A 25,142-nucleotide genomic window follows, 5' to 3' on the forward strand; every position below is an offset into this window, starting at 1 on the left:
TTTTCAACTAAATTTTTACTATTTTGCGCTGCATTCAAGCTTATAAAAGCTAAAATCACTATAAATTTGATAAAGCTTTTTATATTTTTCCGTGAAATTCAACCAAATTTTAGTAGCAAAAAGTAAATTTAATCTAGTTTTAATTAATTTAAGTTAGATTTAGTAAAAAATAGTTTAAAGTCGGCTTTTATTTATTAGAAATTTGAGTAAATTGCTCTTTTTCATCTTAATAAAATTTTATCTATAACTTTATTTTATAAAATAAGATTTAATTATACAAATCAATACCTTTATTATTTTAAATTTTTTAATATGTCTTCTATAAATAATTTAGCTCCAAAATACGATAAATGAAAGCCGCTATTGTATAAAGAGCCATTTTTATCGATTGTTAAACACTTGCCATCTTTGCACATTTTAGCATTCATATCTATAAATGTAACGTTTAAACCTTTTAAAGCTTTACGCACTTCTAAATCTATATTTGTAGACGGCACGGCTTGATATTCTTTCGCAAAGCTTAGCACTCCTGAATTTACCTGTCTTTTCATCTCTTTTGCTACATCATAATCCTTACCATCTTTCATAGGTCTTGGTGGCTGTAACAATATGATAGGGTTATGACCCAAAGATATCAACTTTTCTATGCTCTCTCTAAAATTTTTATAAATTTGTTCCTTTGGAACTTTTTCTTTAAACTTAGTAGTTGTTCCAGCGATATAATTTTCTACTGGCTTTTTACCATAATTAAATTGCACAAAATTTGTGCCAACCAAAACATTCAATGGCTTCATTTTTTCTATTTCAATCCATCTTAGTTTATTTATATCCGAACATTCTGGCCTAGAACCAAACCAAACACCCTCTTTTAGTAATGGACATTGCCCATAATTAAAAAATAAGCTATTTAGATTTTTTTGTTCGGATATGATACCGGTAAATACGCCTACAAACGAATCTCCGACTAATAATAAGTTTTTTCCATTATTTTTTACTTTACAAGCTGATAACGGTTTTCTTGCATTGCAAGTTTTACCATCTTGCTTAATCCTAACATACTCAGGCTCTTCGAAATATTTTAAAGCCTCTCTTACACTTTCTGGCTGTCTAAATTTATAACCATCTGTATATTTAGCGCCTTTATAAAAAGCTATAATAGAAAGAAGTAAAAATAAAAATATTAGATATTTTTTATTTCTTTTGCTTCTCCTTAATGGATTTTCAAAAAATTTATATGATAAGTAAGAAACCAAAACCATTAATAAAAACAAAATCACAAATATTTTTTTGCCTATTTCTCCATAAGCAAGCCTATAAAAAACTAGTATAGGTTGATGATATAAATACAAAGAATAAGAAATAATACCAATAAAAGTAGCAATTTTAAGAGTAGCAATTTTATAAATTAAACTATTTTCTTTTATAAAAAGTACAAATATCATAGTTCCAAACACAACCAGTAAGCTTATAAATCCAGGGTGCGCATCTGTGTCTTTAAAAAAAATCAAAGAATATATAATTATCATTAACCCAAAAGCTGATAATAAATTATCAAATTTGCTATCTTTTAACTGTTTTGATATCAAAAATACAACTCCACCGGCAAATAGTTCCCAAACTCTTGCGAACGTAGAGTAAAAGGCAAATGTATTATTTATTTTCATCAAATAAAGACAATAAAAAAATGAAATGCCAAACAAAATTATAAGTATTTGTTCAAATTGCGATGAAAAAAACTTTTTTATAGTGTAAATCACAAAAGGAAAAACCAAGTAGTATTGCCATTCAACCCCCAAACTCCACGTATGAAGTAAAATTTTATATTTACTAGAATCAGCAATATAAGAATCCTCAAACATAAAAATATAATTTGAGTAAAAAGCCAATGCTCCTTTTAATTGCTTTCTAAAATTTAATAAATCAGAAGGAATCAAATAAATATAAGCAAAAATGCAAGATAGAAATAACATCAAAAGCAAAGCTGGATAAATTCTATCAACCCTGCTTTTATAAAAAGCAAATAATGTAGGGGATTTATCTATTAGTATACCAGTAATCAAAAAGCCAGATAATACAAAAAATATATCTACCCCTAAAAATCCACCTGGTAGTAATACCCCCCCCCTAAACATTAGTTCTGCATGATAAATAATTACAGATAAAACCGCAACCGCTCTTAATCCATCAAGTTCGCTTCTATAAGCTTTATTCATAATACGCCTTGTTTTAGTAATAAATTCATATTATATCTTATTTTTATTTTATTTTATATTTTTTAGTTATATTCCTAAATATAAAGCAAAATAAAATACTTAAATTTATCCCAACTTCATTCTACTAGAGTCATCTTTTGTGGTTTAAAAAGGCTGAATTTGATGCATTTATTGAAATCTCAAAAGAGATTTTAAAGGCTAAGAGTCTTTAGGGTTTTAAAATTTTACGAAAAAGTATGATGGTTTTATAAATTAGCCAATAAAAAGCATATGATAAAGGATAAAAAATGATTAGTAAAAAACCAGCAACAATTATTTTTGTAAAAACATCTTCATTTGGGTCTACGGTCATCCAACCACACATCCATGCTGTAACGAATATTATATGTTTTAAATATTTATTTTCCATAAGTTCGATTATAGCACAAAAAGGAGATTTATGCAAAACGAAATTCTAGGTATACTTATGATATAAAACAACTAAATTTATTATTTTTAATTATATTTTATTTTAACTTCATCTTTAAGAGCGGGTAATCCCTACTAGAGCCATCTTTTGAAGTGCGTTTAAAAAACCTCAAAGCCAAATTTTTGATAAAGTCTCAAAGCTCTTGTGTTTTTCATTAACATCTATTTTATCTGCTTTTGGATCGTTTATAGCAAAGCCAAGTAACTTTGCTCCAAGTCCTCGCCCAAAAATCGCTGGCGTAAAAACAGCATTTAAACTTTTTTTATCTTTAACGGCAACAAAACCAGCTCTTAAGCCCGTATCCATCAAGCAAAATAACTCAAATTTGTTAAAATCAGTGTTATACAGCTCCTTTAATCTCTTTAAAATCATCTAAAAGTAAAAAATCGTGCGTTGCAAGAACTAAACTTTCCCAAACTTCTAAAATCTCTTGTTTATAACCATCTTGATACGAAACTATACTAAATTCGTGCATTTTAAACCCTATCGTGAAAAATTAAATTTAGAGCAAAATAAATGCTCTAAATTTAGCCCATTTCTAATGCAAAAAGTGTCTAATCCCTGTAAAATACATCGCCATGTCATGCTCGTTTGCAGCCGCTATCACATCATCATCGCGTATTGAGCCACCTGGTTGGACTATATTTTTAACCCCAACTTCGTTTGCTATATCGATACTATCGCGAAATGGAAAAAATGCCTCACTAGCTAAAGCACAACCACTAATATCAAGTCCCAAATCACGCGCTTTTGCCACAGCCGCACGAGCCGCATCAACTCTACTTGTCATACCCATACCGATTGCCACTAAGCTTGAGTTTTTGACATAAACCACGCAGTTACTCTTAGTTAAAGCTGCAACCTTCCATGCTATCTCAAGATCGGTAAATTCGGCGCTACTCGCGCTTCTAGTAGTTACACACTTAGCATTTTTAACTTCATCATCTTGGATAAAATCACGCTCTTGATAGACAAATCCACCATCGATATGTTTAAAGTCAAATTTATCATCACTTCTTACAAGAAATTTGCTCTCTTGAGTGAAAATTTTGGTTCGTTTTTTATCACTATAAACTTCTAGCGCCTCATCTGTAACATTTGCAGCGATGATAACTTCTATGAAAATTTCATGCATTTTAAGCGCAAGTTCTCTATCTAAAGTCCCATTTATCGCCACTACTCCGCCATAAGCTGAGATTGGATCGCACTTAAGCGCCTCTGTGTAGCTTTCAAACAAATTTGATTTTATAGCAAATCCACATGGGTTTGCATGTTTGCAAATCGCCACCGCAGGAGCCTCGCCAAAGCTAGTTGCAAGCATTAAAGCTCCGTTTATATCTGTCGTGTTGTTAAAACTTGCTTCGCCTTTTAGGGCTTTGAAATTTTGACTAAAGAAGTTTTCAAACTCATAAAGCGCCCCTTTTTGGTGTGGATTTTCGCCATAACGAGTGGTAAAAACTTTGGTTCCAGTTATAAACTTTTTATCACCAAAACCACCATTAAATCGCTCGTTCATATAGTTTGCTATCATAGCATCATAACTTGCTGTATGCTCATATGCTTTTATCATCAAACTTCGCCTAAAGCCCATATCAGCGCTGTTTGAGCGAAGTTTTTCAAGCACTTCATCGTAGTCTAAAATATCAGTTATGATTAACACATCGGCGAAATTTTTTGCCGCCGAACGCACCATCGCAGGTCCGCCGATATCGATGTTTTCGATAATTTCAGCAAAGTCATTAGTTCTAGCGATAGTTGCTTTAAAAGGATAAAGATTCACACAGACCAAATCAATACCGCCTATTTCAAATTCTTTTGCTTGTGCGGCGTGGCTTGAGTCATCTCTTTTGTATAAAATTCCACCATGAATTTTTGGATGAAGCGTCTTAACTCGCCCTTCAAACATCTCTGGGCTTTTTGTGTATTCGCTAACTTCAACAGCCGCTACTCCGTTATCTTTAAGCAGTTGATAAGTCCCACCAGTGCTTAAAATCTCAAACCCCAAACCAGCCAAACCCTTGGCAAACTCCACAACTCCATCTTTATCGCTAACACTGATTAATGCTCTCATTTCCCACCTTTTAGTTAAAAATAATGATTTAATTTTACTATAAATTTGGTAAAAGGCTGATAAAAATAGTTAAATATTAACAAAATTTAAATTAAATACTTAAATTCAGCAAATATAAAGATGATAAAAGAGATAATTTAAAATTATATTATTTAGCAAAATAGCAAAATATAGACTTACAAATATTAAAATATATTAAATTTAATATATTTTAAGTAACTAAATTTTATAAAATGGAGGTTGTCATGCAAAATCGCAGCTTTATCACAAAATTTATTTCTACTGTTAGTATAAGCATTGTATTATCGGCATCGCTGTTACATGCTACAACAAGCATAACAGATACAGACATTGCAAACTGGCTTGATAATGGCGAGTTTAAACCAAAAAACCCATCAAATAACGATATCTCCTTGAATATAAGCACAATTAACGGCAGAGTTTATGGTGGATATAGTCAAACAGATGAAGTTAAAGAAAACAAACTTAATATAGAAGGTGGGAAATTTAATAAATATATTTATGGTGGATATAGCAAAAATAAAGCTGCAAATTCTAATAAACTTATTATTAAAAACGCTGCAGAAACGAATAATATTCTTGGTGCTGAGAGTAAAGAAAATGCGTCAAACAACGAAGTTCATCTAATAAATAATGTGGTAACTGGAACCATCTTTGGTGCAAAAAGCGAATCAGGCGAAGTCAATAAAAATAAAGTCATTATTAGCGGTGGAAAAATCTCTAGCGTTTCTGGTGGAAAAGGCAACGCAAAAGCTAGTGAAAACAGCGTTACTATCACATCTACAACAATAAATTCTGGTGGAATCACAGGTGGTCATGCAGATAAAGGAGAATCTTTTAATAATACAGTCGAAATTATCAATTCTACATCAACGAAAGAATCATCAAAGAGCGGAATTACCGGTGGGCGTAGTTACTCTAACAATGACAGCCATGGCAATATGGTTGAAATTTCAAATACAAATATACAAAGCAAAGAAATAGAAGGTGGCAGAAGTCAAGACGGCGATGCCTATAATAATCAAATTAAAATATTTGGTAAAACTTTTATTAACCATATAGGTGATATGCAAGGCGGTAGAAGTAAAAATGGCAATGCTAATCATAATGCTGTCACGATTGAAAACGCAACTATAGAAAATAGATCTATTTATGGTGGCTACTCGTCAAATGGCAATGCTAATCATAATGCTGTCACGATCGAAAACGCAACTATAGAAAATAGATCTATTTATGGTGGCTACTCGTCAAATGGTAAGGCTAGTGGCAACACTATTATTATAGATGGCAGTAAAATCAACAGCCAAATCATAGGCTCAAGAGCTTTTTTAGATGCGACAAATAATACTATTACGATAAAAAATACTATTACGATAAAAAATACAGATTTAACAGGCTCATCTTTGATAGGCGGTATGTCGTTTGGAAATCAAAATGCCATTAGTGGCAATACGCTAAATTTGTATGCAAAAGATTTAAGCGTTGTTAGTATAAGAAATTTTGAAAATATCTATTTTTACATTCCAAAAGGCGTAAAAGCCTCAGATACAGTACTTAGCGTTAGCGATACTACTGAGACAAATTTAGAAAATACTAAAATAGGCGCTGCTGTTTTAGACTCTAAATTTAAGCTAAAACCACAAGAGCGAGTTACTCTGATAAAAACAGCCGGAAAACTTATAAAACCGCAAAATTTAGATAACCATATCAACGCTATGATTGGAGTTTCTGCTTTTAAGAAATACGACATTTATGCAGATGAAAATAGCTTGTATCTATACCAACCAAAAGATACAACACCACCAAAACCAACGATAAATCCAGCCATAAAGTCATTTTTTCAATCAAGCCTAGCTTCAACTGCTTTTATCAACTATGGCGGGGATTTGATAAATGATATGATAAATTCTAACGAAATAAAAGCAAACAACATCTTTGGTATCATAAGTGGAGTAAATGTAAAACATAAAACAGGCTCACACATAGACGCACAAGGCGTAAGCTTTGTAACTGGAGTATCAAAAACTATAGACTCACTTAGCTATGGTCTGTTTTTTGAAGCTGGAAGAGGAAGCTATGATAGCTTTGAAAACAATGTTTTTGGTAATGGCGAAAACAAATACTACGGCGGTGGAGTGCTTTTTGACTTAGAGCTTGGTAATGATTTTTATCTTGATGGCTCACTTCGTGCTGGTAAAGTTCAGTTGGATTATAAAAGTGATGATTTTATGGGAAGAGCTGAGTTTAAGCTTAAGAGAAATTACATCGGTGGGCATATTGGAGGCGGAAAAGTCTTTTTGCTAAACAGTCTTAGCAGTGTTGATGTATACACACGAGTGCTTTACTCTCGCATATTTTCTAAAAATCAAAACATTAGAGGAGATGAGTTTTACTTCGATGATATAAATTCAATCCGTTTAAAAACTGGCATAAGATATACTTATAAAACAGATGAAAATATTAACATATATGGTGGCGCGGCGTATGAGTATGAATTTAGCGCAAATGCAAAGGGCGCTAGTCTAGGTTACGACTATAGCGTAGATGAAGCCTCACTTAAAGGTGCTAGCGCTATGTTTGAGTTAGGTAGCAATATCTTTAATCAAAATGGATTTGATATCAATATAAATTTAAAAAGCTATATAGGGCAAAAAACAGGAGTAAGTGGAGGTTTAAAAGTGGAGTATAAATTTTAAAGGCTAAATTTAGCAAATGTCAATTTTTAGTAAAATTTAAATCTTAAATTTAAAGATAGACAGAACTAAACACAGCCGTATTTAGTTCATATTTATTAAATTTAATTATTTTAAATGCTAAATTTGATAAAAATATATAAATTATAAAAGGCTTAAATGTGTTAAGGCAAAAATACGTGGATTTCCAACCAAAAGCATTTCAAATTGAGATGGTATGTAAAAATAGTATCATTTTACTAGTTGGATACACTAAAACATAGATTATCAAGACAAAGTTGTATAAAAAATAGAACTCCAAAAGTATTTAATAAAAAAGTTTTATAATTGGCTTGACAAATTTAAATGGCGCTAAAAAATTTACTACTATTACTTTCTCACATATAAAAGAGAGTAGTAATTTCCGCTACTAACACGAGACAACTTATAAATTTACTCGTGGTTATGACTTTAATGATTTGAAAAATGCGATTATATAACTCAAATTTTATTAAAATAATTAATTAAAAATTATTATTATATATAAATACTTTATTTTATCTCTTCTCAAATGGTGCTAACAACTCTTGAGTTTTGCTTTAGATGGAAAATACTTAGTTTATGAACTTATCGATACTATTTTTAAAGCTCAAAAAATAGCTATAGAGATAGAAAATACTTAGTTTATGAACTTATAGATGGTAGTTGTGATGAAAATATTGATAAATTTTATAAAATTACAGTAGCTATAAAAACTCTAAAACATGTGATAAAATAACTTTTAATTTTTATATAAAATTAGCGAAAAAGATACGCCAAACATTACGCGGTATCACTTTCAATGATATTAAATTTAACTAATCATATATAATAAATATATAAGTAGTATCTATAAAATAACTTAATTAAAAATTTATTAAAAGCTAAATTCACTTTCCAAATTTAGCTTTTAGCGCCTCATAAGCTTCGTTTATCTCTTGAAGTTTTTTAGTTCCAGCTTTGATTATCTCATCATCTGCACCTTTGCCCATCAAGATATCTGGATGATATTTTTTCACAAGAGCTCTATAAGAAGTTCTAATCTCATCAAAACTAGCGCCATCTTTAAGCCCTAAAACATCATATGGATTTTTCTTGCCAGGCTGCGTTCTAGCGTGGTTTTGATAATTTTGCTCTTGATAGTTTCTGTTTTGATATCTTTGATAATTTCTAGCTTTAAAATCTCTTTCAAATCTAGCAAATATCTCATCTTGCAGATAAGAAGGTATCTCAAAACCATCACAAATTTGAGATATCACGCGCCTTTCTTCACTAGTGAAAACGCCATCTATATAAGCTATATTTAAGAAAAAATAGACTCTTCCAACAGCGGTTTTTAAGTCAAGATTGAAGCGAGTTTTATACTCAAAAGCCATTTTAAATACATTTTTAAGATTGTCTTTTTCGTTATTATAAACTCGCCTAAGCTCTTCCCTTTGTGTGTTTGAACCGCCTATTTTAGCGGTTAAATCATCTAAAATTTCGCTTATTAAATTTGCTTCTAGCTTATTTACCCTGCCATCACTTTTTGCAACTTTAGCAAGCAAGCCAACAAGATATTTAGCCTCACTAAATTCGATATCCCTACTTTGATACTGACGTCGTGGGCGTTTTGAAACGCCACTACTAAGCATAAAAAAGATAAAAATAACAAATAAAAAGAGTAAAATCGTGCTCATATATAATAAATCGTATTCTTTAACTTACCATCTACAAGCTCGTTTTTACGCCACGAACTCTCATCATTTAGCACTATCCATCGTTGCTCTTCAGCTCTATAAAACCAGTCTTTATCGACTTGGAAGTAAATTTGAGTTCCAACCATCTCGATGATGTTTGCGATGTTATTATCGTGATAGTTGTTTGCATCAAAGTCTGTGAATGTACGTTGCCCCATCTCGGAGTAAAGCTCTGTTAAGTCTTGAAGCAAGTCATGAAGTTCATCGCTCATTTTTTTGACATGAAGCCCTATTTCGCTAGCTTCACGAAACAAAATCGGATAATCATGCGCCGGATAACCGCTATTTAACTTTTGGCTAATCGTATTGATTCTCTCTTCATCTTCAAAGTGATAACGTAAAATTTCTTTACAAATTTTTAAAGACAAAGAACTTGCTCTATCAACAGCGCCAAAAACAAGCGGATGGATATAGTTATAAAGGGATTTATAAGCATTTTCATCACCTGCTTTTTCGTTATCTTTCCATAGTTTTATAACGCGGTTTAGCTCATCCATAGAGACATTTGCAAGGTCGTTGTTTCTAGTAACTGGACTAAGTTCGTGGCGAAGCGAGGTATCAACTGAAGTTAAAAACGCCAAAGGTCCCATGATAATCTCATTTGCGCCAAGCGCCATCATAGTAGCAGCCGAAGCGCAGTTTGATGGCACAAGTGCGATTAGTTCATCACAGCAATCGCGCAAAATAGATACTATTTTAAGTGCTGCTATGCCGCTTCCACCATCTGATTTTATGTATATATAAAGCTTTTTGTATTTTTTGCCTTTAAGCTGCTCATATATCCCCATAGGATCGTTTCCACACACAGAACCAGCTGCTGAGTTATAGTATGTAATCAGTGGCGCATCAAGCTTTTTTTCTATCTCTTTTATAATATCTTGAGTCTCGCTAAACAAAATCGGTGGTTGCTTTATCTGAATTTTGCCTTGTTGCTGGACTTGCTCTTGTTCTTTGTTTTTATTAAACATTTAGCTCTCCTGTTTGACTATTTTACTAAATTCAGTGTAGTAAATTTCACGCATTTGGCATAAATCTTTACTAACATCGTTTATCTTAAATTTATCCCCGCCAACATTTCCAAGCTTAGTTACATTGAGCTTAAATTTACTAGCAAGCTCTTTAAATTTAGCCTCATCTTTAACTCCCACAACCGCGCGCGAAAAACTCTCTTCAAAAATATCTCGGTTGTCTTCGCAAGCCATTTTAAACTCGCCACCTAAATTTGACACACAACTCATCTTTGCCAAAGTCATCGCAACTCCGCCTATGCCAACAGAGTTTGCAAATTCTAAAATCTCAAGCTTGTTAGCTTCAATAACCAAATCCCAAAGCGCTCTTTCTTTTTTATAATCAATCTCAGGCAACGTTCCAGCTACAAGCTTTTCAATCACTTTCATATATAAACTTCCGCCAAATACGCCTTTTACATCGCCTATCATATAAACCGGAGTGCTTGGTTTTACAAACACGCTTGGTAAAATTTTCGCATCACTTTTTACTCCGACACTAACTATTGCTGGAGTTGGCTGAATGCTAACACCCTCTGTTTCATTATACAAGCTAACATTTCCGCTAACTACAGGTGTGTTTAGCTCACGACAAGCCTCTTTTATGCCTTCACAACCTTGCGCGAACTGCCACATAACCTCTGGATTAAGTGGATTTCCGTAATTTAAACAATCAGTTATCGCCAAAGGCGTTGCCCCACTCATAGCAACTTTTCGCCCACTAGCAGCAACTGCTAAAGCCCCGCCGATGCGTGGATTTACATAGTTCATTCTTGTATTACAGTCCATTCCCATAACAACTGCAACGCCATTTTCTTTTACTCTAATCGCAGCCGCACCAAGATTTCCTGGTTGTTTGATAGTGTTTGTACCGACATTTGCGTCATATTGGTCATAAACTAAAGATTTATTTAAGATATTAGGATCTTTTAAAAGCATATCAAAAGCTTCTTGATTACTTACTTTATCAGCGCCACAACCGCATAAATTCAAACCCTTTATCTCATCTAAATAAGCTGGTTTTTTAACAGGTCTATCTAAGATAGGAGCTGCTTCGCTTAGCGGATCGATTGGTATCTCTGCAGCTAGCTTGCCATACCAAAAAAGCTCCATCTTGCCAGTGTTTGTAACTTCTCCTATAACCTCAGCGTCCAAATCCCACTTAGCAAAAATAGCTTTTATCTTATCTTCACAACCCTTTTTAGCGCATATTAGCATTCGCTCTTGACTTTCGCTTAGCATAAGCTCGTATGGAGTCATACTGACCTCTCTCATAGGAACTTTATCAAGGTGCATTTTCATACCGCTTCCGCTTCGACCAGCCATCTCAAAACTACTAGAAGTCAGTCCAGCAGCCCCCATATCTTGTATACCGATAACATAATCAGTCTTAAATAGCTCTAAACACGCTTCCATCAAAAGTTTTTCAGCAAATGGATCTCCAACTTGCACGGTTGGGCGAAGGGATTTGTTTTCTTCATTAAAACTATCACTTGCCATAACAGCGCCACCTAAGCCATCTCGACCAGTTTTTGAACCGACATAAATCACCGGATTTCCAGTTCCTTCAGCCTTGCCATAAAAAATTTCATCACTTTTACAAATTCCAAGCGCAAAAGCATTTACCAAAATATTCCCATTAAAACTTTCATCAAAGCTTATCTCTCCACCAACTGTTGGGATTCCCATGCAGTTTCCATAGTGGGCTATCCCAGCGACGCTACCTTTTACAAGATATCTTTGGTGCTTGTTTATCTTATCATTTCCTCTAATTTCGCCAAAACGAAGCGAGTTCATATTCGCTTCAACTCTTGCACCCATCGTAAAAACATCGCGAAGTATACCGCCAACTCCAGTTGCTGCGCCTTGAAACGGCTCGATAAAGCTTGGGTGGTTATGACTTTCCATCTTAAAAACAGCTGCCATACCATCGCCGATATCGATAACTCCAGCATTTTCGCCTGGACCTTGTATGACCCATGGAGCTTTTGTAGGAAAGCCATTTAGGTATTTTTTGCTTGATTTATATGAGCAGTGTTCGCTCCACATAGCCGAAAAAATACCAAGTTCAAGTAAATTTGGATCACGACCTAAAATTTCTAGTATCTTTTCATACTCACTTTGGCTGATTTTGTGTGCTTCAATAGTCTTTTTATCCATTTCCCACCCTTAAATAAATTTATGATATTTTAATATAACTTCACTTAAGACACAGTATATTTTCTAAAATTCTACGCTGTTTTAAGATGTCTTTTTCTATCACATCGTTCTTAAAATCTTTTGAAGTTGCTGACTTTTTTATATCTTCTAAATCTCTTTCATTTATAAAAAACTCATATTTTAAGCTTTTTATTTCATTTTCGTTTTGCCCTATTTTTGCGTTGATAATAGTAGCAAACATATCCTCTTCATCGCCTAAATAGTAGTTTGTAACACTTCTTGCATCTACCTTTTTTCCTTCGTTAAATACTTTACAAACCGGCTCTTTAGCGCTATAAACTATAGTTTCAATCATACCACCACCGATTGCGTAAAATTTAATCTTTTTTAAAGTTTTCATAGTATCAATGTCGCTTTTATCGTTAAAATTCATAGACTTATTATTATTTAAATTTATAATAATTAAGCTTTGATTATCTACTCCAAATGAGTAAATTTCACCGATTTTCTCTCTTGTGTAGATACCATTTGGACGGACATTTTTTATATCTGCATAACCTAGGTAATCGCCAATTTCCGTCTTTTTTAAATCTTTTGTACTTGCAGATAACATAAAAGAAATTTCTTGAACTTTAGCGTCATTTTCTAAGTATTTTTGCCAATATTTATCATCGCTATCATCTAAACTTGGACTTAACCCACAACCAGTAAAAACCAAAATCGATAAAATCGTCAATAAAATTCTTGTCTTCATAAATACTCCTTTTAAATTGTTTTTAAATATAAAAACTACAAAATATCATACCAAAATTTATATCTTTTATGCAAATTTATTCCATAAAATCACGCTATCTAAAAGAGTTATTGTAACAACTTTTCATCATAGAATTTGTTTCGTTTACCGATTTCTTTATTTAGCTCTTCAAGTCCATATTTTTCTAGTAAAGTTGGATTGTTTTTAGTTAGATTTCGCCCCAAACCAAACTCATCAATGCTTATATTTACGCTTTGCAAAATAGTAGGAAGCATATCAAAATGACTTGCTTTGCGGTTTGTATTGATATTTTGAAAATCAGAATTTAAGAAAAGATTAAAGATTTCTCTTTTAGCATCGCTTTTAAAATATCTTTGAACCATACTGATATGATCTCCTAGCACAACAACTGCAGTATTTTTAGCAAAATTTTGAGCTAAAATCCAGTTTAAAAACTCACTAAGTTCATCATCTGTACAACGCACACTTTGAGTATAGCGATTATCATATTTTTTACAATTTGGACTAGAGTTGCCTGGAAAATGCATATTTATTGTTGAAATGTATAGCGCAAAAGGTTTGTCTAAAGTGGCTTTTTGTCTTAGTTTATCTTTGGCAATTTTATAAAGCTTATCATCTAAAATTCCCCAGCCAATATCGTTTTTAAGTCCTAAAGTTTTTAAATCAGTAATTTTAACTTTATGAGTTTTAAAAAACTCACCAGCCCCAGCAAAACTTGCATCGCTTCCTAAAAGATACTCTTGATCATATCCAAAATAATCTAGCACATCGCCAAGGCAAATAGCCTTTTCATAGCGATTTTCTTTATCAACAGATGAGAGCGGAAAAGCGCAATTGTACGATAAAAGTCCAGCTGCCGTCCAGCCAGTATTTTTAACCTGAGTATGCCCACCAAATCCATCGTGAGATGTAAAAGATAGACCTTGTTTGGCTACTTTTTTAAGATTTGGAATGATATTTTTATCATCTTCGTGGCGTAAATCATACTTTGATTCCAAACTTTCAGCATAGATTATGATTAAATTTTTAGGATTAGTTTGATTTAAATCTTTTAAATTTGGTGTTTTAAATTCTTTCTCATAAAAATCAGAATAGATAAAATTATATGTAAAAATATCATAAAAACTCATTTTATGATTTGAATACAGTAAAGAACAACACAAAAAAACTAAAGCAAATTTTAAAGAGTGTCTTCCAAAAAATCCATTAAATTTAGCCATTAAATACCATAATAAACTTACTATAAAAGCCGGTAAAAGCACCTTTTCACGAAATGAGACAATGTATTCATCAAGCGCATTTCCTAGATCGCTTACAAAGTGAAAAACCATCTGAGCAGCTGTAAAATTACCAAAATGGCGATGCGCAAAGTATGTAAGCCCTAGTAAAAATCCAGCTAAAAATACAATTAAAATTGAAGTTTTAATATATGGTTTTTTTTCTTTGATTACGGTGTTATCATTTTTTATTATTTTTTTCTCCATAAATTCATTTCATATAGTTTAGCCTCTTTTAAAAACGCGTAAAATGCGTTAATAAATGAGCCTATAAATCCTGCTCTTCCATTTAAAAAATTACGCCTTATGACGTATGATTTAAAAAAAATAGCCGGAAAAACAAAGATAAGTTTTACAAGTGATGAGCGTTTGTTTTTATTAGTCTTTTCTGTAGCTCTAAGCGTTGAATAGGCGTTAATCTTGCTAATTTGAGTTTGCAAATCTTGCGTTCCATAATCCTTAATCAACCCTTTTGCTTTTTTGCAAACTCCGCTGAATTTAATACTCTCATGCACTAATTTTTGTGGATAAAATCCAGAGTTTTTACGAAAAAACCTAATTCGCTCAATATGCTTGCCGTATTTGTGTGTAAATTTCCCAAGATAAAGTGTAGAAATTTTGACCTCAAGAGCGTCTATATCGTTGCTTTTTATAGTTTGCACGATTTCATTTTTTAACTCATCTGATAACTCTTCATCAGCATCTAAATTTAGCACCCATTCGTTGGCGCAAAGATTTTTAGCAAACTCTTTTTGCGTTGCATAGTTTTCAAAATCATGATGAAAAATTTTATCTGTATACTCTCTTGCTATTTCAAGTGTTTTATCGATACTTCCGCTATCAACGATAATAATTTCATCAAAGTCTTTAACACTTTCAAGCACTCTTTTTATATGTTTTTCTTCATCTTGAGCTATGATAAAAACAGAAGCTTTAATCATAATTTATTCCTAATTCTTGTAAATTTAAGCCAGAAATCAAAAAAGCTTTCAGTCCCTAAAACTCCAATTCTTTTAATGCTAAATTTATCATCTTTTGCCTCATAAAACCCTCGTTTTACAACAACTGCATTTGTATAACCAGCCTCTTTTGTCGCATTTATAATACGCTCATCAAATTTACCATACGGATAAGCAAAAGCAGTGCAAGCGGAGTTTGTAAGTTCTGATATTTCGATTTTTGAATATAGCAATTCAGCTTTTAAAATTTCATCATCAAGGGTTGATAAATTTTCGTGCGATAAGGTGTGTGAGCCAAATTCGATTAGCCCTGAGCTTTGCATTTGTTTGATTTGCAAATGTGTAAGCATAGGCGAAATATGGCTTGTGTTTGAGCTTTCCCAGTGGTTTGTAGTTTGGTTTGGGACAAGATAAATCGTAGCTTTAAGGTTGTATTTTTGTAAAACCTTAAAAGAGTTTGTAAAGTTATCTTCATATCCATCATCAAAAGTTATGGCAACTGACTTTGGTGGAATTTGTTCTAAACTAGCAAGCTCGCTTATCTTATAGCTAGTAAAGCCATTTTGACTAAGCCAGAGCATTTGTTTTTCAAAATCCAGCGGTTTAACTCGCCATTTATCGTGTTTTTCACCCTTATGTTCGCTTATAGAGTGATACATCAAAACCCTAGCTTTAGCATAGCTTTGTGGCATTCTCCACCAGTTATAACGAAGTGAAAAAGCAACTAACAGACAAAAAATTATAATATAAACAATCATCATTTTAACAAACTTTCATAAGCTTTTATATATTTTTGAGCCATATTTTTTATACTAAATTCATCTTTTTTGCTTTTAACTTTTGAAAATATCTCTTTAAATTTATCATAGTTTTCATAAATTTCAGTCAGTTTTAAAGCCAAACTCTCAGGCGAAGTATCAAATATAAGCTCTCTTGGTAAAATTTGCGAACAAATCCCAGTATTGGTTGAAATCATCAAAGGCGAGTAGTAAACCCCATCTATCGCCACTAGTCCATATGGTTCAAACCTAGAGGCTATGATTTGCACATCACTACTAAAAAGATAATCATTTATATTATCTACAAAGCCTTTAAGATAGACTTTTTTACTAAGATTTAGTGAGTTTATAAGAGCATTAAGTTCATCTTTTTTCTCGCCTTGACCAAATATATGACACTCAAAGTCAAAATCAACCAACGCTAAAGCATTTATCACTATATCCATACCTTTCATATCTGCAAGCCTGCCCGAGCTTATTATATAAAATTTATCACTTCTTGGAAGTTTTTTAGGTTCTTTATATGCCATGCCATTTTTTATAATAAGTGAATTTGGCGGCAAAATCTCTTTAGTATCCTCCAAAATCGCAACGCAAAGATTGGCTAGTTTATAGTTTTTCTTAACTCTTAGAGTATGTTTAGTAGCTATGATAGGAATTTTTTGCTTCATAAAAATACGCGCATGGTGCATAGCTTCTAACTCCTTTGTATTATGACAGTGGATAATGTCTGGCTTTATCTTGCTTAAAATCTTAGCAATCTTATATAAAAACAGCGGATTGTAGCGATTATGCTCAAAGTCAAAATCAACCAAATTTACATCTTTTTCAAGATATGGCGATATGTTTTGACTGCTTAGTAAAAAAACTTCGTAATTTTTACTCATCTGGTTACACAAATCAACGCAAACCTTTTCAGTCCCAGCAAACTGAACCCAATGAAGAGTGTGTAAAATTTTCATTCTATTTTTATCGCTTTTAAAATTAGAGGCTAAATTTGGTGATAATAAATTTGTATATGCTTGAATATATTTTTCACTCATTTTTTCTACACCAAACCTATCTTTTATCGGCTTTAATTTAGAAAAAATTTCTCTAAATTTATCATAGTTTTCATAAACTTCATTTAGCTTTTCAGTCAAGTTTTCCACGCTGTTTTGATATAAAAGTTCTGGCGGTAAAACATTCGCACAAACCCCAACAGGCGTTGATATCATAAGCTTTGAGTAATAAATTCCATCTATAGCAGCTAAGCAGTATGACTCAAATTCAGACGCTATTATTTGCAAATCAGCACTTGCTAAATAATCTTGTATATTATCTACAAAACCAACTATTTTAATTTTATCATTTAAATTTAACTCATCAATCAATTTTTGCAGCTCATCTTTATACTCGCCATCTCCAAAAATACTAAGTTCGTAATCAAAATTAACTTTTGAAAGCGCTTTAATAATAATATGATGACCTTTTGGTTTGCTAAGTCTTCCCTCTGATATAATGCTAAATTTATCACTTTTTTTAACCGGATTTGGTAAAATATATGGTATGCCATTTTCAATAACAGTGGAATTTTTTACTAAATTTCTATCATCACTTTCTAATAAAAATACACACAAATCAGCAATTTTAAGTCGTTTTTTAAATTTAACCATATGCTTTGTAACCACAATCTTAACAATACGATTTAAAAAAAATCTAGCATTATGTATGATTTCAACCTCTTTTACGCTGTGAGAGTGGATAATGTCTGGATTTATTTTATTGATTAATTTTGCAATTTTATATAAAAAAAATGGATTATAACGACTGTCTTTGAAACTAAATTCTATAAATTTAACATCTTTATTAAGATATTTTTTTGCCCCGCTATTTGCCAAAAGATAGACTTCATGCTCTTTTGATAAGCTATTACACAAGTCTATGCAGAGCTTTTCAGCACCGGCTAATTTGTTAAAAGTAAGAGTTTGTAAAATTCTCAAATTTTTTCTCCATTTTTATACATAAACTCTCTCCACTCATAATTTTCGCCAAAATTTAATCCAAATAGCGTTTCAAGCATAAATTTAGTTGTGCGTTTAGCATTTGCGATGTCTAACGTTCGTTCGCGTCCATGCTTAGCTATTTTGGCATATTTATCATCTTTTAAATACTCTTTTATTTTAGAAAAGCAATCTTGTGGATTATCAAAATAAACTATATCTTTTTTATATTCATAAAGCTTTTCAAAACCAGCTATTTTCGGGCTAAAAGTGCAAGTTCCACAACCTAGAAATTGCGCCATTCTATCGCTTGCTCCAAGAAGTTTTTTTGAAGTAGTGCATTCAAGCTCATCATCTCTGTTAAAATTTATCGCTATTTTTGCTTGATTTACTGCGATGTGAAAATCGTTCCCAAAAATAGCAGGATTTCCAAGACTTGCATAAATTTTATGATTTATGCCCTCTTTTTTGCAAAACTCATCAAGCAAAAGTGCAAATTTATGTCTTACATCTTCTTTATAATCTCTTGCTATATAGATAATATCGGTTGTTTTTTCTAAATTTAACTTTTTATCAAAGGCTTCATCGGAAATATTTGGGAAAAATGAAAAAATTGTATTTTTATACTTTAAAGAAAGTTTTTCTAAATTCAAAGCGTTTGCATAAAAAAATGCATCAATCAACTCAAATTTATCAAAAAAATCTTTTTTTTCTTCAAGATGATCAACATACCAAAGAGCTATTTTTAAATTTGGTAATATTTTTTTAAGTTTGATTAGTGTTTGTGGATATATTTTTTCAGCCTTACCGAGCAATAAAACATCAGCATTTATATTTTTGCAAATATCAACAAGCTTGTCATTCATCTTTTTTAATCCGCTATTTTTAAGCCCGCAAATACGCAGATTTCTCTCTACATCTCGATAACTGAATTCATAAACAAAATGTCCATTTTGAATAAGACCATGTGAAATTTTACGATCTAAACCGTAAAAAAAACTACCATTTACATTATGATTAAAAATGCCACAATGAACTATTTTTAAACTTTTCACATTAAACCTTTATAATACTTTCTAAGTTCCAAAATATAATTTTGAAATGTTAAAATTTGTTTAAATTTAGCATTAGTAGTTTTAAAAAGTTTGCTAAATTTGACTCTATTTTCATAAATTTCTTCAATCTTTAAAGCCAAATTTTCATGGTGGTAGATAAATCTTTTGTCTAGAATTTCTCCTATCCCCCCCCCTGCTAATGTAGAAATTACAATAGGCGAATAAAAAATTCCCTCCATCAAAGTTATAGGCAAGCCCTCTTTGTGCGAACTTATGACTTGTAAATGAGAATTTGCTAGGAGCTGTGGGATATCATCTTGAAAGCCTAATAAAAAAACTCTATCTTTTAATTTTAGTTTTTTTATTAGGTTTTCTAAATTCTGCCTTTCTCTTCCATCTCCGATAATCTGGAGCTTAAAAGGAAAATTTAGCTTTGCAGCTTCACTTATTAAGATATCAAAACCCTTGATTTTATCGAGTCTTCCAACCGCTGTGATAGTAAAAATATCGCTAAGTATTGGCGTGATAATCTTAGGCGATATACCAAAATACAAAACTCTACTTGGCTGATTTATCGTGCTAGCGACTTGTTTTGATACTGCGATGACATTCTTAACACGATTAAAAATTTTTCCTTTTCTGTTATTATGCTTGGTTGCAACGAGTTTTAAATTTAAAATTTTTTCTAAAACAAAGCCGATTTGCGCGGCTTTTGCACCATGAGCGTGTAAAATTTCAAACTGATTCAATCTTAAAAATTTATAAAGCTCTATATATAAAAAAATATTATATCTTTTGTCATAACTTTGATACTCAAAAACTCTAACATTTTTATCAAGCCTATCTAAAAACTCGCAGTTTTTTGGCACTATTAAAGCAACATCGTTACTTTTAGACAACTCGTTTAGAGTATCAACGACTATTTTTTCAACTCCACCATAAAATCTTGAACAAGATAAATAAGCTATTTTCATAATGTCTTTTTCCTGAATTCATCTGCATAAGCTAAGAAAACTAAAATAGTTAAATAGCTAAGAAGCTCTTTTGAACTATAAGCACCATAATCAAACTGAGTAGCTACTAAAAAATGAACTCCAACTGGTAAAAGAACAAGATTTTTACACAACTGTTTAAAAATTAAAAAAATGGTAAAAAATGAAGCCAAAAAACCAAAAATACCTGTGTAAAGAAGGATTTCAAGTGGCATATTATGAGTTGAGTTAAAATGACCATCAAATTTAACAACGCTGTCTGGTAAATTTCTAAAAGTATCAACTCCATACCCAAAAAGTGGGTTTTGCAAAAACATACTCCACGAATACTTCCATATCAGATATCTGTTGCTTGAATTTCCCTCTAAAAGCTCGTTTAATCTTGTCTTTAAGCTATCAAAACCAAACCAAAAAATAGATAAAAAAAGCAATATTACAATGATATAAATCAACAAAGCTCGTTTATCTTTTTTATCAAAACTCTTAAAATTTAGCACTAAAAAACAAACTCCAGCCGTAAAACTAGCTACCCAAGCCGATCTTGAAAAAGAAAAAATCATAAAAAATATAAAATAAATCATAAAAACTGGGCTAAGTTTTCTACTATATGAGAACAAAACAATACTGCTTGTAACAGCAAGCCCCATCATAAGCCCAGTTGCATTGCGATTTGTCAAACTTCCAGTTAAGCCCTCTTTGATATCAAAAAGCACATTAACATCGCCTAAAATTTGATAGATTGCTGTAAAAGTTAGTAAAAAAAACGACGCAAAAACAGCAGCTATAATCTCTTTTTTGCTAAAAAAACCAAGCGTGTAAAAGTATGCAAGCATAACAAACATCATCGCATATCTTACAAGAAACATCAACGTAATATGCCATGATTTTTTATCTAAAAGCTCGGGGTTTAAAAAATTTGCTACTATCATAGATAAAAAAAGAAGCCCAAACCCAAGCGCTAAATGCCTTGTTTTTTCTAAATTTTTAAGCAAAGGTTTGTAGTTTTTAGTAATGAAAATGTAGATTAAAAAATACAAGATAATAAGCGGTTGAGATATCTGATAAACGGCATTTTTAAAAGGAAGTGACATAATCCAAACAGCCACAAAAAATATAAAAAGGCACTCTTGCCAACTTTTCTTAGCTAAATAATTTTTTAAATTTAATACAGCCAAATTCATAAGATTTCTTTAATTACTAAATTTAACTCAAATTCTACTTGTTTAAACCGATTTTTCATCTACTTCTACCCTTTTTTATCTTTAGGATAAAGCTAAGAATTCCTTGCCTGCCGCTTATCATAATGCGCGGAATTTCAAACTTTGAGTAACGTGGAGTGAAAACACTATTAACAGTTGTAGTTGCGCAACTAAATTTGGACTTTTCCACGCACTTAACGCTATCATTATCAAAAAACCCAAAAGGATATGCAAAAGCAGTGCAGTTTATGCCAAATTTAGCTTCAAACTCGAGCTTTGATTGATTTATCTGATGGAATTTCTCATCACTATTAAGAGATGGTAAATTAGCATGATTTAACGTATGTGAACCGATCTCGATAATTTCACTTTTTAAAAGTTGGATAATATCATCATCGCTTAACATCTCTTCGCTATTTAGCTCATCACTTTTTTTGTTTAAATCCTTATCGGTTGCCCAACTTCCATCAAAGCGGTTATTTACTATAAAAATTGTTGCTTTAAAGCCGTATTTTTGCAAAAGTGGTAAGGCATTTGTAAAATTATCTTTATACCCATCATCAAACGTGATAACAACTGATTTTAACGGTATTTTTTCAAGCAAAATAAGTTCGCTAAGAGTGTAGCTTGAAAATCCGTTTTTTTTAAGCCAACAAAGTTGTTTTTCAAACTCATTTGGTTTAACTCGTAAGCGGTTAAATTTACTTTTATTTTTTGGCAAATGTCTACTTATCATATGATACATCAAAACTCTTGGATACTCGTATGATATATTTTTAGCCCACCATGCAAAGCGGAATGAAAAAATGATAAATCCAATAATAAGTAAAATTAATATATAAATCATACTAAACTTTCATAAATTTTCATAGTATTATTTGCCATATTCTCTAAGCTAAAATTTTCTTTTATATAACCAAATCCATCGAATTTAAGCTCTTTGGCAAGTTTTATTCTCTCGCTTAATTCTTTTTCATTTCCAACTTCGAAAAAATAGCCATTAACACCATCTTTTATAATGTCTTTAACTCCGCCATGATTACTAGCAACCACTGGAGTTCCTATACTTAAGGCTTCAGCTACGCTTCTACCAAAGCTCTCTGGCTTTTTGGAGCTACTTACTAAAACATCGCAAATTTGATAAATTTCTGCTATTTTTGAAGTCGAGCCCGCAAAAATAATATTTTTTTCTAAATTTAAGCTTTTAACAAGCTCTTTTAAAGAGTTTAAATACTCCATTTTATCTTGTCTTGCATCCCCGACTATTAGCCCAACAACTTCATTAAAATCAGTTTTTAAAAGCGCTATCGCTTTGATAAAACTCTCAATATCTTTAAGCTGTGTTATTCGCCCAACCAATCCAATTATAAATTTATCATTGATATCAAAGCTATTTTTATAAGTTTTTATAAACTCAAAATCTAATTTATCTGGCGAAAATTCATCTAAATTTACACCTCTTGCTATAACCTTTAAATCCTTTTCATTAATACTATAATTTTTGATAAGATACTCTTTTATGGCATTGCTTACACAAATGGTGCAATCAAATTTAGTCATAATTTTACTATAAAAATTTACACTGTTAAACCCATGCACGGTCGCAACTGTTGGGATTTTAAGCTCTTTGTTTGCAAAGTATACAAGCCATGCTGGAACTCTGCTTCTTATGTGAATAACATCTGGATTAATCTGTTTTAAAAGCTTTTTTAGCTTTCGTATTCGCCAAAAAAAAGTTAAAATGTTTTTAGAGCAAACATCAAATTTATAATGCTTTGAGCCTTCATTTTCTAAATTTAGCACAAGTTTTCCGCCATTACTTATAACTATACTTTCATGACCATTTTTAACAAGCTCTTTTGCTAATTCAACACTTCCGCGCTCCACGCCACCTAAATTTAGCTCTGGTAAAATTTGAATTATTCTCACAGACTAAGCCTTTTTATAGTCTGCTTTATATCGAATTTGGCTGTTTTTTTCACGCTTTTATCATAAATATGAATCAGTCCTAAATTCTCTAAATTTTCTAAAAATCTATCAAATTTAGTATTTTTTTCTTTACTTTTTAGTTTTAAAACTTGCACGCTTGCCTTTCCAAAACTTACAGCTTCACTTATCATAGAAGTTGAGTCGCTTGTTATAAATATATATTCGCAAGTTGTTAAAAAATCATAGATTGGATTGATTTGCTTTTGTGAGTATATGACTTTGAAATCAAACTCTTCTTGTTTTAAAAATTCTTCAACATTTTTTGGAGTTCTAGGCGAAGTTGTAATGAGAATTTCATACTCTTTGAAACTATTTTTAAGCTCAAGAATTGTGTTTTTAATCTCTCTTTCATCCATTTTATAATGCTTGCTATCCCCTCCGATAACAATCCCGATTGCTTTTTTAGTTGGCGAAAAGTAGTGCTTTTCTTCAAGACAAGTTAAATTTATAGGTATTAAGATGGCATTTTTTGGCGCATTTTTAGCATCGTGCTCCATAGCAAAAACTATATCAAAGCCAGTTTTATAGCCACTTGGCGACATCATAGCCACACTTTTTGCATTAAATTTACAAGAAAAATACTTAAGTGGATAGTAGGTTGTGCTTCCAGCTGAGACTATAAAGTCAAATTTAGAGTTTTCATCAAGCTCTTTAGACTTAAAAATCTTTATCCAAATACCTAAAAATGCTAACACATAAGATAAAGTTTTTAAAAATTTATTCGCATAAGAAACGCGCAGTATCTCATACTCACACTCAAAATATTTGCAAAATGCGATAGACTGGCTTTCATGACCTTTTCGCCCATCACTTAAAATAAGAGCATTTTTTAGCTTTGTTTGCATTAGTCCATTTTCCAGCGATTATGCATCCAAAACCACTGTTCTGGTGATTTTCTAATAACTCGCTCATATATGTTATTACAAATTTGAACTATATCTTTTACATCTTTGTCTTTATCACCACTTAAAGCAATCTTTGGAAACTCTTCTAAAATAATCTCATATTTACCATTTTCAAGGCGTCTTGTAAAAAATGGAACTATTTTTGGGTTATACTTCATGTAAAGCGAGCCAATAGTTTTAACAGTATGGCACTCTCTCCCAAAAAATGGTATCAAAACACTATTTGCACCAGATGCTTTTAAATCTGTTAAAATACCGATTATCCCGCCTTTTTTAAGATGTTTTACGATTTTACTCATAGCCTCATGTTTGTATGCTAGTTCATTATCATACATTGCTCTAAAAGGGGATGTGATATTTTCTTCTATTAAGGCGTTATTTCCCTCTCTTGATATAACAAGTTGAGGAAAACCAAGCTTTGCTACATATTTTGAAGCTATCTCCCAATTTCCAAAATGAGCGGTAAAAAATATAATTCCATTTTGAGAGTCTTTCATAATCTCTCTTATCTCTTTTTCATACTCAAAAGGCTTATCAAACAAACTATCGATATCTATTTTGTTATTGATTAGCAAAAAGCATTCAACACTACATCTTGTAATAGATCTAAAGCTATCTTTTGCTATCTTTTCTATCTCATCATCGCTTAAGTCTTTAAAAGCGGCTTTTAAATTACTAATAGCTATTTTTTTTCTTGATTTAAGCAAAGAGAACATAATCAATCCTAGCTTATCAAAAAACCAATATATAAACGATACTGGCGCGAATTTAACAAATTTCATAAGCAATAAAACTAAAAAATATTCAATTTTCTCTTTCAAAACTAAAGCCTTAATAAA

The 25,142-nt window shown here is 31.7% G+C and carries 20 protein-coding genes; 1 reads left to right on the forward strand and 19 read right to left on the reverse strand.

Annotated features, from left to right (window positions below):
* Positions 1-293: 293 nt before the first annotated feature.
* From CGEO_RS06300 to purH, 4 genes are all read right to left on the reverse strand, one after another.
* Entirely contained in the window at positions 294-2,213 is a 1,920-nt protein-coding gene (locus tag CGEO_RS06300) for an acyltransferase family protein (RefSeq protein ID WP_172658117.1), read from the reverse strand.
* Positions 2,214-2,790: 577 nt separating this feature from the next.
* Positions 2,791-3,054, reverse strand: a complete 264-nt coding sequence (locus tag CGEO_RS10070) for a hypothetical protein (protein WP_075540516.1) — start codon at positions 3,052-3,054, stop codon at positions 2,791-2,793.
* Positions 3,023-3,157 carry a hypothetical protein gene (locus tag CGEO_RS10295; RefSeq protein WP_277995649.1) on the reverse strand — a complete coding sequence of 45 codons (135 nt, stop codon included), beginning with the start codon at positions 3,155-3,157 and terminating at the stop codon, positions 3,023-3,025. The genes CGEO_RS10070 and CGEO_RS10295 overlap by 32 nt, the downstream gene beginning before the upstream one ends.
* 63 nt (positions 3,158-3,220) lie before the next feature.
* Entirely contained in the window at positions 3,221-4,753 is a 1,533-nt protein-coding gene (gene purH, locus CGEO_RS06310) for a bifunctional phosphoribosylaminoimidazolecarboxamide formyltransferase/IMP cyclohydrolase (protein ID WP_075540517.1), read from the reverse strand.
* 245 nt (positions 4,754-4,998) lie between these two features.
* Here purH and CGEO_RS06315 point away from each other — a divergent pair, with 245 nt between their 5' ends.
* Positions 4,999-7,470, forward strand: a complete 2,472-nt coding sequence (locus CGEO_RS06315) for an autotransporter outer membrane beta-barrel domain-containing protein (RefSeq protein ID WP_075540518.1) — start codon at positions 4,999-5,001, stop codon at positions 7,468-7,470.
* A 905-nt stretch (positions 7,471-8,375) separates the two neighbouring features.
* On the opposite strand, the gene CGEO_RS10300 is transcribed toward CGEO_RS06315, so the two are convergent.
* From CGEO_RS10300 to CGEO_RS06395, 15 genes are all read right to left on the reverse strand, one after another.
* Entirely contained in the window at positions 8,376-9,164 is a 789-nt protein-coding gene (locus CGEO_RS10300; RefSeq protein ID WP_075495052.1) for a DnaJ domain-containing protein, read from the reverse strand.
* Positions 9,161-10,192 carry an SDH family Clp fold serine proteinase gene (locus CGEO_RS06325; RefSeq protein ID WP_075495050.1) on the reverse strand — a complete coding sequence of 344 codons (1,032 nt, stop codon included), beginning with the start codon at positions 10,190-10,192 and terminating at the stop codon, positions 9,161-9,163. The genes CGEO_RS10300 and CGEO_RS06325 overlap by 4 nt, the downstream gene beginning before the upstream one ends.
* Positions 10,193-12,391: a phosphoribosylformylglycinamidine synthase subunit PurL gene (purL, locus tag CGEO_RS06330; RefSeq protein WP_075540519.1), complete on the reverse strand. Its 2,199-nt coding sequence runs from the start codon at positions 12,389-12,391 to the stop codon at positions 10,193-10,195.
* A 40-nt stretch (positions 12,392-12,431) separates the two neighbouring features.
* Positions 12,432-13,145 (reverse strand): DUF8095 domain-containing protein, encoded by a 714-nt coding sequence (locus CGEO_RS06335; RefSeq protein ID WP_075531814.1) that lies wholly within the window; start codon positions 13,143-13,145, stop codon positions 12,432-12,434.
* A gap of 107 nt (positions 13,146-13,252) precedes the next feature.
* Positions 13,253-14,650 (reverse strand): sulfatase-like hydrolase/transferase, encoded by a 1,398-nt coding sequence (locus CGEO_RS06340; protein WP_075540520.1) that lies wholly within the window; start codon positions 14,648-14,650, stop codon positions 13,253-13,255.
* On the reverse strand, positions 14,635-15,384 hold the full coding sequence (locus tag CGEO_RS06345; RefSeq protein ID WP_075540521.1) for a glycosyltransferase family 2 protein: 750 nt from the start codon (positions 15,382-15,384) through the stop codon (positions 14,635-14,637). Before CGEO_RS06345 ends, CGEO_RS06340 begins: the two co-directional genes overlap by 16 nt.
* A complete protein-coding gene (locus tag CGEO_RS06350) occupies positions 15,381-16,163 on the reverse strand; it encodes a polysaccharide deacetylase family protein (protein WP_075495045.1) in 783 nt (260 codons plus the stop codon). The genes CGEO_RS06345 and CGEO_RS06350 overlap by 4 nt, the downstream gene beginning before the upstream one ends.
* Positions 16,160-18,163, reverse strand: coding sequence for a glycosyltransferase (locus tag CGEO_RS10205; protein WP_082258998.1), 2,004 nt, complete (start codon positions 18,161-18,163; stop codon positions 16,160-16,162). The genes CGEO_RS06350 and CGEO_RS10205 overlap by 4 nt, the downstream gene beginning before the upstream one ends.
* Positions 18,160-19,218 carry a glycosyltransferase family protein gene (locus CGEO_RS06365; RefSeq protein WP_075540522.1) on the reverse strand — a complete coding sequence of 353 codons (1,059 nt, stop codon included), beginning with the start codon at positions 19,216-19,218 and terminating at the stop codon, positions 18,160-18,162. Before CGEO_RS06365 ends, CGEO_RS10205 begins: the two co-directional genes overlap by 4 nt.
* Complete coding sequence (locus tag CGEO_RS06370) at positions 19,215-20,192, reverse strand: glycosyltransferase (RefSeq protein WP_075540523.1); 978 nt, start codon at positions 20,190-20,192, stop codon at positions 19,215-19,217. The genes CGEO_RS06365 and CGEO_RS06370 overlap by 4 nt, the downstream gene beginning before the upstream one ends.
* Complete coding sequence (locus CGEO_RS06375; protein WP_075540524.1) at positions 20,189-21,391, reverse strand: O-antigen ligase family protein; 1,203 nt, start codon at positions 21,389-21,391, stop codon at positions 20,189-20,191. Before CGEO_RS06375 ends, CGEO_RS06370 begins: the two co-directional genes overlap by 4 nt.
* Before the next feature lie 55 nt (positions 21,392-21,446).
* The gene (locus CGEO_RS06380; protein ID WP_075540525.1) at positions 21,447-22,256 is read right to left on the reverse strand and encodes a polysaccharide deacetylase family protein; all 810 of its coding nucleotides are present in this window, start codon (positions 22,254-22,256) and stop codon (positions 21,447-21,449) included.
* Positions 22,253-23,338 carry a glycosyltransferase family 4 protein gene (locus CGEO_RS06385; RefSeq protein ID WP_075495035.1) on the reverse strand — a complete coding sequence of 362 codons (1,086 nt, stop codon included), beginning with the start codon at positions 23,336-23,338 and terminating at the stop codon, positions 22,253-22,255. Before CGEO_RS06385 ends, CGEO_RS06380 begins: the two co-directional genes overlap by 4 nt.
* On the reverse strand, positions 23,335-24,243 hold the full coding sequence (locus CGEO_RS06390; protein WP_075540526.1) for an ELM1/GtrOC1 family putative glycosyltransferase: 909 nt from the start codon (positions 24,241-24,243) through the stop codon (positions 23,335-23,337). The genes CGEO_RS06385 and CGEO_RS06390 overlap by 4 nt, the downstream gene beginning before the upstream one ends.
* Positions 24,243-25,124, reverse strand: coding sequence for a lysophospholipid acyltransferase family protein (locus CGEO_RS06395; RefSeq protein ID WP_075531809.1), 882 nt, complete (start codon positions 25,122-25,124; stop codon positions 24,243-24,245). The genes CGEO_RS06390 and CGEO_RS06395 overlap by 1 nt, the downstream gene beginning before the upstream one ends.
* Between the last annotated feature and the right edge of the window lie 18 nt (positions 25,125-25,142).

It is taken from the genome of Campylobacter geochelonis (assembly GCF_013201685.1).
In the GTDB taxonomy this organism is placed as follows: Bacteria; Campylobacterota; Campylobacteria; order Campylobacterales; family Campylobacteraceae; genus Campylobacter_B; species Campylobacter_B geochelonis.

Excerpts from the sequence above, each read along its gene's own strand:
- CGEO_RS10070 (WP_075540516.1), bottom strand. The coding sequence starts at position 3,054 with ATGATTTTAAAGAGATTAAAGGAGCTGTATAACACTGATTTTAACAAA.
- CGEO_RS06390 (WP_075540526.1), bottom strand. The coding sequence starts at position 24,243 with ATGCAAACAAAGCTAAAAAATGCTCTTATTTTAAGTGATGGGCGAAAA.
- CGEO_RS06325 (WP_075495050.1), bottom strand. The coding sequence starts at position 10,192 with ATGTTTAATAAAAACAAAGAACAAGAGCAAGTCCAGCAACAAGGCAAA.
- CGEO_RS06340 (WP_075540520.1), bottom strand. The coding sequence starts at position 14,650 with ATGGAGAAAAAAATAATAAAAAATGATAACACCGTAATCAAAGAAAAA.
- CGEO_RS10300 (WP_075495052.1), bottom strand. The coding sequence starts at position 9,164 with ATGAGCACGATTTTACTCTTTTTATTTGTTATTTTTATCTTTTTTATG.
- CGEO_RS06375 (WP_075540524.1), bottom strand. The coding sequence starts at position 21,391 with ATGAATTTGGCTGTATTAAATTTAAAAAATTATTTAGCTAAGAAAAGT.
- CGEO_RS06345 (WP_075540521.1), bottom strand. The coding sequence starts at position 15,384 with ATGATTAAAGCTTCTGTTTTTATCATAGCTCAAGATGAAGAAAAACAT.
- CGEO_RS06380 (WP_075540525.1), bottom strand. The coding sequence starts at position 22,256 with ATGATTTATATATTAATTTTACTTATTATTGGATTTATCATTTTTTCA.
- CGEO_RS06370 (WP_075540523.1), bottom strand. The coding sequence starts at position 20,192 with ATGAAAATAGCTTATTTATCTTGTTCAAGATTTTATGGTGGAGTTGAA.
- CGEO_RS06350 (WP_075495045.1), bottom strand. The coding sequence starts at position 16,163 with ATGATGATTGTTTATATTATAATTTTTTGTCTGTTAGTTGCTTTTTCA.
- CGEO_RS10295 (WP_277995649.1), bottom strand. The coding sequence starts at position 3,157 with ATGCACGAATTTAGTATAGTTTCGTATCAAGATGGTTATAAACAAGAG.
- CGEO_RS06335 (WP_075531814.1), bottom strand. The coding sequence starts at position 13,145 with ATGAAGACAAGAATTTTATTGACGATTTTATCGATTTTGGTTTTTACT.
- purL (WP_075540519.1), bottom strand. The coding sequence starts at position 12,391 with ATGGATAAAAAGACTATTGAAGCACACAAAATCAGCCAAAGTGAGTAT.
- purH (WP_075540517.1), bottom strand. The coding sequence starts at position 4,753 with ATGAGAGCATTAATCAGTGTTAGCGATAAAGATGGAGTTGTGGAGTTT.
- CGEO_RS06315 (WP_075540518.1), top strand. The coding sequence starts at position 4,999 with ATGCAAAATCGCAGCTTTATCACAAAATTTATTTCTACTGTTAGTATA.
- CGEO_RS06300 (WP_172658117.1), bottom strand. The coding sequence starts at position 2,213 with ATGAATAAAGCTTATAGAAGCGAACTTGATGGATTAAGAGCGGTTGCG.